Annotated in this window: 14 protein-coding genes and 1 tRNA gene; 7 read left to right on the top strand and 8 right to left on the bottom strand. The window is 40.8% G+C overall.

The window, feature by feature from the left end; all coding sequences use genetic code 11:
• Positions 1–120 precede the first annotated feature (120 nt).
• On the top strand, positions 121–1,242 hold the full coding sequence (locus AAZO_RS00285; protein WP_013189738.1) for a geranylgeranyl reductase family protein: 1,122 nt from the start codon (positions 121–123) through the stop codon (positions 1,240–1,242).
• Between the two features lie 257 nt (positions 1,243–1,499).
• On the opposite strand, the gene AAZO_RS00280 is transcribed toward AAZO_RS00285, so the two are convergent.
• The 3 genes from AAZO_RS00280 to AAZO_RS40745 form a co-directional block, all read right to left on the bottom strand.
• Complete coding sequence (locus AAZO_RS00280; RefSeq protein WP_013189736.1) at positions 1,500–2,372, bottom strand: CPBP family intramembrane glutamic endopeptidase; 873 nt, start codon at positions 2,370–2,372, stop codon at positions 1,500–1,502.
• A gap of 191 nt (positions 2,373–2,563) precedes the next feature.
• Positions 2,564–3,001: an AbrB family transcriptional regulator gene (locus tag AAZO_RS00275; protein WP_013189735.1), complete on the bottom strand. Its 438-nt coding sequence runs from the start codon at positions 2,999–3,001 to the stop codon at positions 2,564–2,566.
• A gap of 455 nt (positions 3,002–3,456) precedes the next feature.
• Positions 3,457–3,588: a hypothetical protein gene (locus tag AAZO_RS40745; protein WP_013189734.1), complete on the bottom strand. Its 132-nt coding sequence runs from the start codon at positions 3,586–3,588 to the stop codon at positions 3,457–3,459.
• A gap of 919 nt (positions 3,589–4,507) precedes the next feature.
• Between AAZO_RS40745 and AAZO_RS00270 the strand changes: the two genes are divergently transcribed.
• Positions 4,508–5,506 carry a succinate dehydrogenase/fumarate reductase iron-sulfur subunit gene (locus AAZO_RS00270; RefSeq protein WP_187289570.1) on the top strand — a complete coding sequence of 333 codons (999 nt, stop codon included), beginning with the start codon at positions 4,508–4,510 and terminating at the stop codon, positions 5,504–5,506.
• Between the two features lie 47 nt (positions 5,507–5,553).
• Here the strand turns inward: AAZO_RS00270 and AAZO_RS00265 are convergent, their stop codons facing one another.
• The 4 genes from AAZO_RS00265 to psbX form a co-directional block, all read right to left on the bottom strand.
• Complete coding sequence (locus AAZO_RS00265; protein ID WP_013189731.1) at positions 5,554–6,081, bottom strand: TolB family protein; 528 nt, start codon at positions 6,079–6,081, stop codon at positions 5,554–5,556.
• Positions 6,082–6,139: 58 nt separating this feature from the next.
• Positions 6,140–6,694, bottom strand: coding sequence for a TolB family protein (locus tag AAZO_RS00260; protein WP_013189730.1), 555 nt, complete (start codon positions 6,692–6,694; stop codon positions 6,140–6,142).
• Positions 6,695–6,740: 46 nt separating this feature from the next.
• The gene (locus AAZO_RS00255) at positions 6,741–7,661 is read right to left on the bottom strand and encodes a Ycf66 family protein (RefSeq protein WP_013189729.1); all 921 of its coding nucleotides are present in this window, start codon (positions 7,659–7,661) and stop codon (positions 6,741–6,743) included.
• Between the two features lie 232 nt (positions 7,662–7,893).
• Positions 7,894–8,013 (bottom strand): photosystem II reaction center X protein, encoded by a 120-nt coding sequence (gene psbX / locus AAZO_RS00250; protein ID WP_013189728.1) that lies wholly within the window; start codon positions 8,011–8,013, stop codon positions 7,894–7,896.
• Positions 8,014–8,235: 222 nt separating this feature from the next.
• Between psbX and AAZO_RS00245 the strand changes: the two genes are divergently transcribed.
• Positions 8,236–8,529: a YggT family protein gene (locus AAZO_RS00245; protein ID WP_013189726.1), complete on the top strand. Its 294-nt coding sequence runs from the start codon at positions 8,236–8,238 to the stop codon at positions 8,527–8,529.
• 163 nt (positions 8,530–8,692) lie between these two features.
• On the opposite strand, the gene accC is transcribed toward AAZO_RS00245, so the two are convergent.
• Complete coding sequence (gene accC / locus AAZO_RS00240) at positions 8,693–10,039, bottom strand: acetyl-CoA carboxylase biotin carboxylase subunit (RefSeq protein WP_013189725.1); 1,347 nt, start codon at positions 10,037–10,039, stop codon at positions 8,693–8,695.
• 333 nt (positions 10,040–10,372) lie between these two features.
• Between accC and AAZO_RS00235 the strand changes: the two genes are divergently transcribed.
• The 4 genes from AAZO_RS00235 to ccsB all read left to right on the top strand — a co-directional run bounded on the left by AAZO_RS00235 (position 10,373) and on the right by ccsB (position 14,306).
• Positions 10,373–10,453 (top strand) — tRNA-Leu (locus AAZO_RS00235).
• Between the two features lie 156 nt (positions 10,454–10,609).
• Positions 10,610–11,227 (top strand): chorismate lyase, encoded by a 618-nt coding sequence (locus AAZO_RS00230; protein WP_013189724.1) that lies wholly within the window; start codon positions 10,610–10,612, stop codon positions 11,225–11,227.
• Positions 11,228–11,364: 137 nt separating this feature from the next.
• A complete protein-coding gene (locus AAZO_RS00225) occupies positions 11,365–13,065 on the top strand; it encodes a DUF3352 domain-containing protein (protein WP_013189723.1) in 1,701 nt (566 codons plus the stop codon).
• 188 nt (positions 13,066–13,253) lie between these two features.
• Complete coding sequence (gene ccsB, locus AAZO_RS00220) at positions 13,254–14,306, top strand: c-type cytochrome biogenesis protein CcsB (RefSeq protein ID WP_013189722.1); 1,053 nt, start codon at positions 13,254–13,256, stop codon at positions 14,304–14,306.
• Positions 14,307–14,438: the final 132 nt, after the last annotated feature.

The raw sequence follows: 14,438 nt of genomic DNA, 5'->3' as shown, positions 1-14,438 counted from the left end.
CCATAGCCATACTCCTGAACTCCTATTCCCGATATTTATTGAAACTTTACCAAAAATTGGAAACCCTTATATATACTTGAAAATCAATTAATTAAAATAAAAAGCAAAAATTTAGCCATTATGTACGACTGCATCATCATCGGTGCTGGACCAGCGGGTGGAACAGCAGCATATCATTTAGCCAAACGGGGACGCTCAGTATTAGTTTTAGAAAAAGAATCCCTGCCCAGATATAAACCTTGTGGTGGTGGTGTGTCACCAGCGATCACTCAATGGTTTGACTTCGACTTTAGCCCCGCAATCTCCGTCAAAGTAGATTCCCTCCGATTTACCTGGAAACTAGAAGATCCCGTAGAAGCCAAAATTGGCATCAAAGAACCAGTCTGGATGGTGCGGCGACATGTTTTTGACCATTTTCTAGTTCAACAAGCCCAAAAGCAAGGAGCTGAACTAAAAGACTATACAGAAGTCACAGGCATCGAATTTCAAGGCGATTATTGGCAAGTAAACACAGCTAATGGATCCGTTACAGGTCATTACTTAATTGCTGCTGATGGAGCAAAAGGGCCAATGGCAAAATGGCTAGGTTTTAAAGACCGTAAACGCCGTTTAGCAGGAGCATTAGAAGCCGAAGTTCCCGCCGAAGTCATCAACAACAACATGGCATACTTCGAGTTCGGCTTGCTGAAAAACGGCTATATTTGGAACTTCCCCAAAGCTGATGGCTATTCTATTGGTGTAGGTACATTTATTGGTGGCGAACCTCAAGACTTTAAGAAAATTTTGGATGACTATGCCAAGTCCTTTAATCTAGATGTCAAAACGACCAAGCAGTACGGTCATCCCATCTGTTTGTGGAATGGTAATCAAAAACTACATACCCAAAATGCCGTTTTAGCTGGTGAGGCTGCTTGTGTAGTTGACCCATTTACCGCAGAAGGTATTCGCCCCTCAATATTTAGCGGTGTTCTAGCAGCACAATTTATTCATGATGCCTTGAGTGGTGATATCAACGCTTTAGAAAATTATACTCAGGCCATTAATGAACAATGGGGAACTGATATGGCTTGGGCGCAAAAATTAGCCGGCACGTTCTATCGTTTTCCCAGTATTGGTTATAAGGTCGGCGTTAAACGTCCATCTGGCGCTCAAATTATGGGCAAAATCCTTTGTGGTGAATTGCGATATGGTGATGTAGTCGGTCGCGCCTTGAAGCGGTTAATTCCTGGTTTTGGTGGTTAGTTAATGAAAGGGGTGTAGGGAATCCCATGATTAAAATCAGGGGTCTCAAATTAGAACTGTGTATTTCTGGTACTGTGTGTCTGGAACCATATTTTTGTTTTCTCCATCAATAAATCGCGAAGCGTCCTAAACGAAGTGAAGGATCTAGGCTTGTAACTTTTATAGTCCAGGACAAACTATCTTTCCCTACACTCCACACCCTTTTTTCGGTCTGGCTTAGATCCCCAACTTCTCTAAAAAATTGGGAATCTTTTTGTTTAAAACTCATTTTGAGAAAACCACCAGAGAATTACTCCTGTTGCTAAAACGTACAAAACCCCAGCTAAACCAGCTAGGGATTTTTTGTTTTTACCCGTAAACCAGTCTGAAACTTTTCCTGTATAGGTTATTAAGCCCGCTGTATCTATAGTCGCGATCACCCACACCCAACCAGCATGAAGTCCCCAAGCTATCCCTAAATTTTTATTATCAGCTAATCTGGCCACGACTAAAACCATTCCCATCAGCCATAATCCTGGAATTTCGGGTAAAGTTTCCCGTTGTTCCCACACTAAATGTAGTAAAGCAAAAATCAAGCTAGAGATAATCGCCGCCATCCAAATTGGATAATCTTTCTCCAGCGTAGTCAACAAAAAACCACGGAAAACCAACTCTTCTATCCCACCTACAAATAAGGCCACCAAATAAATTGGTAGCAAAATAGATGGTATTAATTTGATATTTGACTTTTCTAAATAGCACCAACCCAGCCAAAGTTGGCAAGTAAACAGCATCACAAGCCCCAACACACCCAAACCAAAACCCAGCAATAAAGAAACCCAAATAGTATGGTTCTCTACTAAGCCATAATCAGCAAAAGATCCAAATCCTAGCCAATTAACTCCCCAAAGAATTAAAGGTGCTAATGAATAGAGAGATACCAATAAAGGTATTTTTTGCTCTGTTTGTAAAGGTTTATTAACTTGCCAATTCAGTAGAACAGTAATTATCCCTGCTAATGGCAACCAACACCCTACCCAAACAATAAAAAAAGCCATGACAAGAAACACTACTGGGGCATTTTTCAAAAACGCTAGTAATGTATTGACTGATGGCTCTAAAAGTGATAAGAAAGCAGACAAGAAAATCACGATAGACTTCTGGTTAAAATAGGGCTCTTGATAATTATTCAAGACTCTACTACAATTGGTAACTTGTCTAAGAGGTCAAATCGTATTTTGTTGTGTAAATAAATTCTTAAACTACAAATACTATTTATTTGTAGCAGTAGGGACAAGTTGTTAAGCATTCACCTCAAACTTACCCCTACTATCAGAGAAATTTAATTCTCCTCTTCATCTTCTAAATCTGCTTCGTCAGCGTCTATATCTGGCGCGGTTAATTTTTTATCACTTTCACCTAACTGAATCAAGTGAATATGCTTGTAACCTAGTCGAATTTCAAACTCATCACCAGGCTTTAAGCCCATTGCTTTGGTGTACGTAGCACCAATCACAATCTGGCGATTTTGATGAACACTCACCCGATATGTCGGTTCGCGACCACGGCCATCTTTAGGTGCTTCTGGACTCAGAGGAATGCCTCTAGCTGACAGCAAAGCATCATAAAAGTCAGTGAGATTTACACGAACCTGGTTATTCTTAGTAACGGTGTAATAGCCGCACTGCTTTGCTCTTTCTCGGCGTGGTAAATTAGAAAGCTCTTTTACTTTAGCCAGCAGTGCTTTTCCAGTTAATGGGGCGGTTGCAGTTTCAGTCATTATGCTCAAAATTTCCTTAATTTCTCAAAGCTGATCATCAATCTAGTCTTATTCTTTGTATTTGGCCTCTTAGCCAATTTACAGAGCTACTGAAGACTGGAGGGTGATATATGAATTCCTGCTGATGTAAGCGGACAAAGTACCTCTATAAATGGTTAGATTATCCATATTAAATTAGAGGTCATGGTTGTCACAGACATTTATTTAGGTGATTTTACAACACTTTTAACCATCATTCGCCATTAGAAATTCAAGTATTTTATCTTTTGGCGCTACTGTAGCGGTGTATTTTTAACCCACCTTTACAAATCAGGTTACTTCTACTCCAAAAAAGTCGTAGAAACAATAAATTGCAGGTTTTCCACTTCTAGTGCTTGCCTTCCTTGAGTTTAACTTGTAAGGGTATCCCTACTCGTCGTCTCAAGCTGAGGATAGCATAGTATTTGTTGATGGTCTTACGGACAGACACCCTGTTGTCCAGCCAGCAGAGACATGAATTTTCTTGGCTCTACATTACGAATAAACAAAGCAGCCACCGCCGCACTTGTACGGCGATTGGTACTGGTTTTGTTAGTTCGTAATTTCATATTAAATACTATTATGGACTAATAGTAGCAAAATATTTATTTAAATTAAAAAGCAATTTGCAATTTAATTTTTTTCTAGATCCCTGGACTTGGGCAGCGAAAAAGCAGTGGAGATTTTTTAAAAGGCTTTATGCTGTCATGAGTAATGAGTCAAGACTTTTATAAAAATTAATCTGATCGACACGAGGAGTTTTGAGTGAGTGAGTTAAGCGCAGGTTTTATTGATATAGATCAAACAAAAAGCATGGGGTATTTTGCGCCATGTTTATTATCATCAGTCAAAATCTCTCCGATTATTCTGCACATCTAGGGTAAAAATCAATTTACCATATCTATCCCCTGCTTTATAGCCATGACCAAATTATTTCTGCCGCTTTGACACTTCTCTATATTCAAAAAATTTTTGCTTCACTACTGCTTGAAGACTTTTTATAACTAGGGCTTGACGAAAGAAGTGTGAAGTATGGACAGTAAACTTGTGATTGACAGAAGCATCATCAATGTTTTTTTGATTAGTAGGGGTAAAGGGCATTCCTTATTGCCTACTTACCTAGCAGCCTGGATCAAGATTAAGGGTTGAATTAAAACCTTTTCCCTTTCCCTCTGAAGCCAAAGGTCTTGTAATATTAATTTTTCCTCTTAGCTTACTTGCAGGAGATAAATTTCACCCACAGCACTTCTACAACTAAAATTTGAATGGTTATCCTAGAAATGGAATCATGAATGCCTTCAGTGTCATCCTGTAACAGAATTTTGGATTCACCCCACGGATAAATCCGGGGGCTTGTACCATGAAGGAATTATTCGTCAGGTTATTTAGCCACTGATCTGAAATAAATGGCTAATTTTTGACAACAACCTGCCTGTACAGATGATTTTTGCACCAGGTAAAGCAATTTTAAGAATTTGGTTGGTAATAATGGAAGTTATTTTTAAGATTATTCGGCAACAAGAAAACTCTGCGGCCGTTGTGCAAACTTATCCTTTGCAGGTAGAACCAGGAAATACAATCCTCGATTGTCTGAATCGGATTAAGTGGGAACAAGATGGAACTTTAGCATTTCGCAAAAATTGCCGCAATACTATTTGTGGCAGCTGTTCTATGCAAATTAATGGACTTTCGGCTTTAGCCTGTAAAGAAAATGTTGGCAGTCAACTGGCTAGATTACAACATATCCAATCACCAAAAACCCAAAATAAGACCATACACGAAATCACAATTGCCCCTTTGGGTAATATGCCTGTAATTAAGGATTTGGTCGTGGATATGAGCATTTTTTGGAATAACTTAGAAGCAGTTGCGCCTTATGTAAGTACAGCAGCACGACAAGTACCAGAAAAAGAATTTTTGCAAACACCACAAGAGCGATCACTGCTAGATCAAACTGGTAATTGTATTATGTGCGGTGCTTGTTATTCAGAGTGCAACGCCCGTGAAGTTAATTCTGACTTTGTCGGACCCCATGCCCTCGCCAAAGCATATCGCATGGTGGCAGATTCCCGCGATAGTAATACAGAAAATCGCTTGGAAAACTACAACGAAGGTACTAAAGGAGTTTGGGGTTGTACTCGCTGTTTTTACTGTGACTCAGTTTGTCCAATGGAAGTAGCACCATTAGAACAAATTACCAAAATTAAACAAGAAATTCTCGCTCGCAAACAAGCCAGCGATAGCCGTTCAATTCGTCACCGCAAAGTATTGATAGAGTTAGTAAAAGCAGGTGGTTGGATTGATGAACGCCAATTTGGTATCCAAATAGTTGGTAACTACTTCCGCGACTTACAAGGATTACTCAGTCTTGCACCTCTAGGTTTGCGGATGCTTGTCCGGGGTAAATTTCCCCTCTACTTTGAACCCTCAGAAGGTACACAACAAGTGCGCTCGCTCATCGAATCTGTACAAAAAGCTGAATCCTGATTGGGGATTGGGGACTGGGATTAATTGTGATAATTACGAATTACAAATTATCTTGGTTCTTGAGGAATATTCAACTGTTGTCCAGAACGGTCATACAGTAAAATATCCCATTGCCCATTATTGCTAAACTCAAATGCGATCGTATTCCCATCAGCACTAATTGTCGGATTACAGACTTCTGCTTGGAGATTAGCAGTTAAGTTCCTTGATTGGCGTGTTTCCCGGTCATATAGAAAAATACTTGATCGCCCCAGATGACTGGCAACAAATACAACATAACGACCATCTTGAGTAACAGAAGGATGAGAAGCGATAGTATCAAAGGCATTTAAACCCGGTAAGTCCACCAAGTTCTGTGACACCGTATCAAACATATAAACATCTTGGCTACCCCGACGGTCAGTAGTAAATAGAATATATCTTCCAGAAAGTTGCGGATTTAACTCTGAAGCCAGACTGTTCAGACCCCGACCACCTGGATCAAACGGATAACTTAATATACGTGGGTAGCCAAAACACCCAGTTAATAAACTAGAGCTTAAAAATGAAATAATTGGTAATTTGTAATTGGTCATTACTCATTGGTCATTAGTTATTCTTGATTTTTAATTTTTAATTTTTAATTTTTAATTTTTAATTACTCACAGTTGAACCATTGGAAATATCTAACTCTACAGTCGGACCTCTGTCTAAAACTTCAACATCCCATTGTCCACGACTAGCAGATTCAAACACAACATAACGTCCATCAGGACTGATATCAGGATTTCTCACCCAACCGCGATAGGTAGGAGTAAGGATTTGTGATTGTTGCATAGCGCGATCGTAAAGAGCTATCACTGGTCTACCTTGCTCGCTAGTTAAATAACAAATATAACGACCTGTATAGCTCAAACTAGGGCTTTCAGCAATAGTTGCTCGACGATTTAAACCTGGTGTGGGAATAAAACTTTGCGTTTGCAAATCGTACATCAATAATTGCTGATTACCATTTCGATTAGAAACAAACGCCAAAAAGCGACCATTTCCACTTAAAGCAGGTTGTTCCTCAGTAAAACGACTATTGAGCGAAGAGACCCCAAGAGGAATATCACCAGAACCACAAGACATAAGTAAACCAGTCAAACTAAAAACAAGGCTCCAATGAATGCGTCTTTGGAGCCACAATGTAAAAGTAAATGTTTTCACATTAACCGTTTTCCGTCGCCTTTGAAAGTACCATCACCCAAATGTCTTAAATCTCATCATCAAAGTCGTTAGCATTATCTGAACCATCATTTGGCTTTTCAATTGGATTATATGGTACATAATCAGTGGGAATAGCCTCATCATACCTTTCTCTGGGAGGAGAAGAGTCAACAGGTGGACGGCCTTTTCTAGGTCTAGGAGCAACATCGTCCTCACTACTTGCTGGGCGCTGAGGTCTATTACTAGTAGTGCGCCGTGGCGTTTTTCTTACTTCCTCTTGAGAACTTTCCCAATCATCAACTTCCCTGGAAACAGAACCCCAATTTTCCTGTTCATAACTTTCACTAGGGCGATTTACCGAACGGCTATAACTACTAGTACGACGTTTCTTTTCTGTAGTTTCAGGTTTTTCTCTAGTATTACGACGTTCTAAACGACGGGGAGCTTGATCCTCATAGTAATCCTCACGTCCTGAACGCTCATCTTTGCTACCACGAATTTTAGCACGTACAGGACGATCTTCTTCCTCTTCCTCGTAATAAGGTAGGGGTTCTAAATCTGCATCCATCTCTGCTTGATAATTTCGACGATCAGAGTAAGAATATTTTCTGCTTACCTCTCGCTCATCATCCACAATCGGAGTATTCCGTTTCGCTTGTTGGGTGGCTATACTCCTGAGACGAATACTTTCAACCGCAAAAAATACAGTAGAGCCAACCAACAACAACTGACCAAATTGCAAAATTGGGTCAAGTCGCCATCCTTGAAAAATAAGAATAAATCCGCATAACAAACCCACTGCCGCAAAAAAGATATCCTGATCTCGTGACAGTTCTGGACGCACAGTGCGGAGAAAATACAGTGCTGCCCCAGCCACAGCCAGGAAAATTCCCAGAATACTGGCTGAGTTAGCCCCAAAATTTACCTGAGCCAAAACACTGGCTGAGTTCAGCCCAAAATTTATCATTGCTGTTTTCCCAATATCAAATCTATATTAGCGAGTCAACATTAAAATCACTACTCTAGCTACTGAAAATATATTTAAGCTTCAAAGCATCTGGCAAAGAATCTTTGAAGCTGTTTACCCTTATTGGAGACTGGGGATTGGGAGGATGAGCGAGATGAGGGAGATGGGGAAAACACAAAATATACCACCTGTCATCTGTTACCTGTCATCTATTCCCTATTCCCCAAAAACGTTAAGAACGTTGGATCTTATCTTTCTGACTGATGAAAATCAAGCCAACAGTAGCAGGGATTACCACAATAGCAGTACCCCAAACCAGACTCCAAAGAAAATTTGCTAAAGAGGGTGTCATAGTTCTCAACCTTTTTTTACACAGTTCATTTTAATTTTAATGGTGTATCACTTTCTTGAGAAGCCATTAACAGTTATCTGTTATTTGTTACCTGTTCGAGAAAATGACAGCATTTGGTTACAATGTGAGAGAGAATGCTTTAGAAAGCTTAAACTTTTCTGGCTTACGCCCCCAAGTTTTTTTTGATTTGATTTCCTCACAGATAGATAGTAACTCAAAGCCATGACTGGTATTAACCTGACTGTTTGGATTCTCAGTCCCGTTTTGGGAATCATGACCTTTTTGTTTATTTTCCGCATCATTCTCACTTGGTATCCACAAGTGAATCTCAATCGGTTGCCTTTCAATCTCATTGCTTGGCCGACAGAACCATTTTTAGTGCTATTGCGAAAGGTAGTACAACCCATTGGTGGGGTGGATATTACCCCCATTATCTGGGTCGGTATTTTCAGTTTTATCCGCGAAATTTTACTAGGCCAACAAGGATTACTGACCATGATGGCGTGTGTTAATTAGGTGACAAGTGACAGGTGAGTCAGCGCGCCGGAGGCATACCCCAAAGGGTGACAGGTGATAGGAAAGAGAAGAGGGGAGAAGGCTTACGCCGTTAGTATCAGACGAATGGGAGGAAGGGATGAAGATCTTTCCCAATCACCAATCATCAATCACCAATCACCAATCACTGCTCTTTCATTTCCTGCACAAAATTGGTATAAACGTTGCCTTGTAAAAACTGCGGGGTTTCCATAATCTTTTGATGAAATCCAATAGTTGTGGGTAGACCAGTGATTGCACACTCTCTCAAGGCCCGTTTCATGCGGTTAATGGCTGTAGATCGGTCGGGACCCCACACAATTAGCTTACCGATGAGGGAGTCATAATAAGGCGGAATCTGGTAATCTGTATACACATGGGAATCAATCCGCACTCCGGGTCCTCCGGGGGGTAGATAGCCGCTGATTTTGCCAGGGGAAGGACGAAAATCATGTTCTGGGTCTTCGGCATTAATACGGCATTCGATGGCATGACCTCTTAAAATCACTTGCTCTTGCGTTAACTGGAGTCTTTCACCTTGAGCAATGCGAATTTGTTCAACAAGTAAGTCTATACCAGTAACCATTTCTGTAACTGGATGCTCAACTTGAATCCGGGTGTTCATTTCCATAAAGTAGAATTTACCGGACTTATCCAACAGAAACTCAATAGTACCAGCCCCAGTGTAGTTAATGAATCGGGCGGCTTTTACGGCTGCTTGTCCCATTCTTTCCCTGAGTTCCTCATCTAGTGCAGGGCTGGGGGCTTCTTCTAAAAGTTTTTGATTACGTCGCTGAATTGAACAATCTCTTTCACCTAAATGGATAACATTGCCGTAGCTATCCGCTAAAATTTGAAATTCAATGTGACGCGGACGTTCAATAGATTTTTCTATATAAACGCCAGCATTGCCAAAAGCTGCTCCTGCTTCTCCTTGGGCTGCTAGAAAAAGTTTGACAAATTCATCTTCAGAAAGAACAAGCCGCATACCCCGTCCACCACCTCCGGCTGTGGCTTTAATCATGACAGGATAACCGATATCTTTCGCGATGAGCTTACCTTCCTGGTCGGATTCTACCAAGCCATCACTACCTGGTACAGTTGGTACTCCTGCTTTTTGCATGGTTTCTTTCGCTGTGGATTTATCGCCCATTAACCGAATGGCTTCAGGAGTGGGTCCAATAAAAACAATTTGATGATCAGCACAGATTTCTGCAAATCGGGCATTTTCTGCCAAAAAGCCATAACCAGGATGAATAGCAGTAGCGCCGCGTGTTAAGGCAGCGGCAATAATATTGGGAATATTCAAATAACTTTTACTGCTGGCAGGTTCGCCAATACAAACGGCTTCGTCAGCAAGTTGGACATGGAGAGCATTCCGGTCAACGGTGGAGTGAATGGCAACCGTCGCGATTCCCATTTCTTCACAGGCGCGGAGAATGCGAAGAGCTATTTCTCCCCGATTGGCAATTAAGATTTTGTCAAACTTCATTTTCAAGCTGCGATATTAGTACCAATAGATTGACATTCTCTCCTATCCCGTGGAAATAAAGCTGTCGCATTACTGTAAATTCTCAAAAATTTTCAGGGATTGGGGACTGGGGATTGGGAAGATGAGGGAGATGAGGGAGATGGGGAAGTAATTTTTCTAATGCCCCATGACCAATTCCCCCTGCCTGCTCCTAAGGACAAATATTTACGCCCACCTACTTAGTCCTGCCTTCTGCCTCTTGTCTATTCCCTGATTAAAACATTTTGGGAAAAAACTGGAAAATATTTGCTTTTATCTATTTCTTATGCTATATTATGGTTCTATTCAACTTGTGCGGATGTGGCGGAATTGGTATACGCGCACGCTTGAGGTGCGTGTGGCTTTGCCTTGCGAGTTCGAGTCTCGCCATCCGCATTTTTAAATTTTGAGCGATTTTGTTGCTCAATTTATTAATTATCGGCTACCCAAAATTTTTAATGATGGATTTGTCAGGATATTTTACCCAGTCTCCCAATAGGAATCTGGGTTTTTTGTGCTTTCATAGAAATAGGTAAAGATTTGTAAATAAAATTGACTACTATTGTTACGCCCACAAATAACTTAATACTGCCAACCGATTGGCATCGCCTAAATCCTATTTGGCAAGGTGGAGAAGAGGATATTCAAAAAGGTTTGCCTCACACTCAGTTAGCACCAGCATGGCAATTGCTGCTTTTGGGTGATGGTTCTCCAACCAGACACTTACAATTACTCACTTGTGAGCCAATAGAAGTGGATGTGATTGATATGTCTTTGATTGGCATGAATTCGGATAATGCTCCTAGTTTAATTCAAGCTGTTCGAGGGCCCAGACTGCGCCGACAGGTATGGCTGCGTACTCCCTCTGGTCAGCGTTTGGGTTATGCTACTTCCTGGTGGGAGGCTAGTCATGTTGATGAGTTTTTGCAAAACCGTTCTTTACCGATTTGGGCGAGTTTAGCTCGTATCCGTACAGAGTTGTATCGAGATATCAAAGGAATTTACTGTGGTTACTCAGCCCCGCTGGAGTCAGGCTTTGATGAAGTTGGTCCTTTTTGGGGTCGCCATTATTTGTTTTGGCATCATGGACACCCTCTAACTTTGATTTATGAGGTTTTTTCACCTTATTTAACTAAATATTTGGGTCAACAAGAAGGGTGTAAGCTCTAGGGTTTTATCGAAAATCGGGGTTTAAAACCCCGTCCTAAAAGGACGGATTTTCTTGATTTCTGAAACGATTTAAAAGATCGATCATAAACTGAATTTATTCAGTTAGTAAGTATTCTTAATTATAGGTATAAGTTGCAATGACGCTACCTATTGTGTCTGAGAAGAAAAAAAAGAAGCGGTCTTTAGTACTGACATTATCAGCTGCGGCGTTATTGATTGGTGTAGGCAGTTTTGCTCATTGGTTTTTTACCCAAGGACGACCGTTTTCTAGAAGTTTGCCAGTGGGTGCAAATATTATTCCTCAAGATGCCTTGTTTGCAGTTTCTTTAACAACAGATACTAAACAATGGCAAAAGTTGAGGGAATTTGGGACACCAGAAACTCAAAAGGAACTGGATAAAAATTTGGTGCAACTGCGTGATCGCTGGTTAACCAATAATGGCTACAATTTCGAGAAGGATATTCAACCTTGGGTGGGGGATGAGGTCACCATTGCTGTTTTGCCTCCCCCAGTAGTCAAGCCAGTGCTGAAACCAGTAGCTACTGAGGCTAATATTCCTTATGAACAGTCAATGGTGATGGTGCTGCCAATCAAAAACCCAGCAATTGCTAAAAAGATGTTGGCACAATCTCAAACCCTTAAACAAGGTAAATCGACTGAGCTTACTTATCGGGGAATCGCAATTAAGCAAACTGAAGGAAAAGCTGGAGAAAAGCTGTCAGCAACATTAATAAATCAGCAATTGCTTGTAATTACAGATAATGCTAAAGCCACAGAAAAAACAATTGATGCTTATAAAAATCAAACATCTGTAGCAACATTAGTAGGCTTTGCAGAAAATTTCTCAAAAACCTCTAGTTATCAACCGTTTGCTCAATTTTATATAAATGTACCCTTGGCTGCAAAAATAGCGGCGACAGCCCCTAATCGACGTTTACCTGTTCAGGTTCTTGCCCAACTTCAGAATAACCAAGGTTTAGCGGGAACTCTGAACTTAGAATCTGAAGGAGTGCGTTTAAAGGGTATTTCTTGGTTAAGCCCTAATAGTCAAAGAGTTTTGGCGGTAGAAAATAAAGCTGGAAGTATGCAAAATCGCCTCCCCAGCGAAACCTTAATGATGTTGTCTGGTAGTAACTTAAAGCGGTTGTGGGCAGACTATGTTTCTACTTCTGGGGGAAATCCGTTGGCACCAATCAAACCCGAAGAACTGCGACGGGGTGTAAAATCTTTAACAAATTTGGATTTAGATCAAGATTTACTGAGTTGGATGAAGGGGGAATTTTCAGTTTCGGTAATTCCTAATACTTCACGAGATGGTTCACCGGATAACTTTCGGGCTGGTTTAGTATTTATGGTTAAGGTAAGTGATGGTAAAGCTGGGGTACGGCAATCGGCTGAAACTGCTTTACAAAATCTTGATGATGTGCTGAAAAATCAATACCAGTTTAAAGTTGAATCAGCTACTGTTGGGGGTAAACCCGTTGTTAACTGGATTTCACCTTTTGGGACTTTAACGGCTACTCATGGTTGGTTAGATGACAATGTGGTTTTTTTCGGCTTCGGCGCTCCCATCAGCGATAAAATTGTTCCTAAACCCAACAATACTCTAGCCAACACTCTACGTTTTCAACAAACCGTTCCCAAGGAATTAAATCCAGCCAAGGGTCAATTTTTCTTGGATATGGAACGGACTGTTAAAAGTTTTCCTCTCAATCTTGAATCTCCTGGTCAACAAGCATTACTTTCTGCTATACAAACTATAGGTATAACAACTGCTGTCAACGATAATCGTAGTCAGGAATATGACATTTTTGTGGAACTGAAAAAAGGTAAATAGTTGAGGACTTGAGGGGACTGGGGACTGGGAAGAATACCAATTACCAACCTCCTGTTACCAAAAGTAGATAGGATCAGGATAGTCGGAATTAAATCAGTGAACCGTGATCAAGGGTTTGAGTTGGGTTTATTGTCTAACTCAGTCTGATAACTGATAACTTATAACTGATTCACTAGGGAGAAGAATTTATGAATCTGATTGTACTCCAGAACTGGTTAGATAATGCCTCCTTTGCTGTCTTATTCTGCACTATGCTGGTTTATTGGGTGGGGGCGGCTTTTCCGAGTTTATCGGTGACTACGGCTTTGGGGACGGGTGGAATGGCGATCGCAAATTTGTGTATTGCGGCTCTACTAGGCGCAAGATGGATTGAAGCAGGTTATTTTCCCCTCAGCAATCTCTATGAGTCTCTATTTTTCCTGACTTGGGGAATTACGGCTGTCCATCTAATTGCAGAAAATACCAGTCGTAGTCGCTTGGTGGGAGTTGTCACTGCTCCTGTAGCAATGGGAATTGCAGCTTTTGCTACTTTGACACTACCATCAACAATGCAAGTCTCGGAACCTTTAGTTCCGGCTTTAAAGTCGAATTGGTTAATGATGCATGTCAGCGTGATGATGCTGAGTTATTCGGCTTTGATGGTAGGCTCTTTGTTAGGGATCGCATTTTTAATTGTTACTCGCGGGCAAAATATCCAATTACAGGGTAGTTCCGTAGGCACAGGTAGCTATCGCAGGAATGGTTACAAATTACTCAAAGCTGGAGAGTTAGTTACTCAACCCTCAACACCCTCACCGGAAAATAATGGGTTCTCTCGCTTGGAAAGCAGTAACAACGGTCATGGTACTGCTGTTTTAGATTTAGTAACTGTTGCAGAAACGCAAAACATCGCCTCAAGTGAAAGGCTTTCACCCCAACGCCTCAGCCTAGCTGAAACCTTAGATAATATCAGTTATCGCATTATCGGTTTGGGATTTCCCCTACTGACCATTGGTATTATTGCAGGTGGTGTTTGGGCTAATGAAGCATGGGGTTCTTATTGGAGTTGGGACCCAAAGGAAACTTGGGCTTTAATCACTTGGTTAGTTTTTGCAGCCTATTTGCACTCCAGAATAACTCGTGGTTGGCAAGGTAGAAAACCAGCAATTTTAGCTGCGGGTGGTTTTGTTGTAGTTTGGATTTGTTATTTGGGTGTAAATATTTTAGGTAAGGGTTTACATTCTTACGGTTGGTTTTTCTAAGCATATCTTATTCCCCCTTTCTAGTGAGAAGGGGGAATAATTAGATTTTGTGAAATTAATTTTAAATGTAAGAAAAAAAACCACTCTAAGTTAAGAAGGTTAGATAAATTATTTATTTTGTAAATACAGTTA

Origin of the sequence: 'Nostoc azollae' 0708 (genome assembly GCF_000196515.1) — a bacterium.
Classification (GTDB): Bacteria; Cyanobacteriota; Cyanobacteriia; order Cyanobacteriales; family Nostocaceae; genus Trichormus_B; species Trichormus_B azollae.
This window is presented reverse-complemented; position numbering and strand designations above follow the sequence as displayed.

Coding starts and splice junctions, on each gene's coding strand:
- AAZO_RS00285 (WP_013189738.1), top strand. CDS start 121: ATGTACGACTGCATCATCATCGGTGCTGGACCAGCGGGTGGAACAGCA.
- AAZO_RS00275 (WP_013189735.1), bottom strand. CDS start 3,001: ATGACTGAAACTGCAACCGCCCCATTAACTGGAAAAGCACTGCTGGCT.
- AAZO_RS40745 (WP_013189734.1), bottom strand. CDS start 3,588: ATGAAATTACGAACTAACAAAACCAGTACCAATCGCCGTACAAGTGCG.
- AAZO_RS00270 (WP_187289570.1), top strand. CDS start 4,508: ATGGAAGTTATTTTTAAGATTATTCGGCAACAAGAAAACTCTGCGGCC.
- AAZO_RS00265 (WP_013189731.1), bottom strand. CDS start 6,081: ATGACCAATTACAAATTACCAATTATTTCATTTTTAAGCTCTAGTTTA.
- AAZO_RS00255 (WP_013189729.1), bottom strand. CDS start 7,661: ATGATAAATTTTGGGCTGAACTCAGCCAGTGTTTTGGCTCAGGTAAAT.
- psbX (WP_013189728.1), bottom strand. CDS start 8,013: ATGACACCCTCTTTAGCAAATTTTCTTTGGAGTCTGGTTTGGGGTACT.
- AAZO_RS00245 (WP_013189726.1), top strand. CDS start 8,236: ATGACTGGTATTAACCTGACTGTTTGGATTCTCAGTCCCGTTTTGGGA.
- accC (WP_013189725.1), bottom strand. CDS start 10,039: ATGAAGTTTGACAAAATCTTAATTGCCAATCGGGGAGAAATAGCTCTT.
- AAZO_RS00225 (WP_013189723.1), top strand. CDS start 11,365: ATGACGCTACCTATTGTGTCTGAGAAGAAAAAAAAGAAGCGGTCTTTA.
- ccsB (WP_013189722.1), top strand. CDS start 13,254: ATGAATCTGATTGTACTCCAGAACTGGTTAGATAATGCCTCCTTTGCT.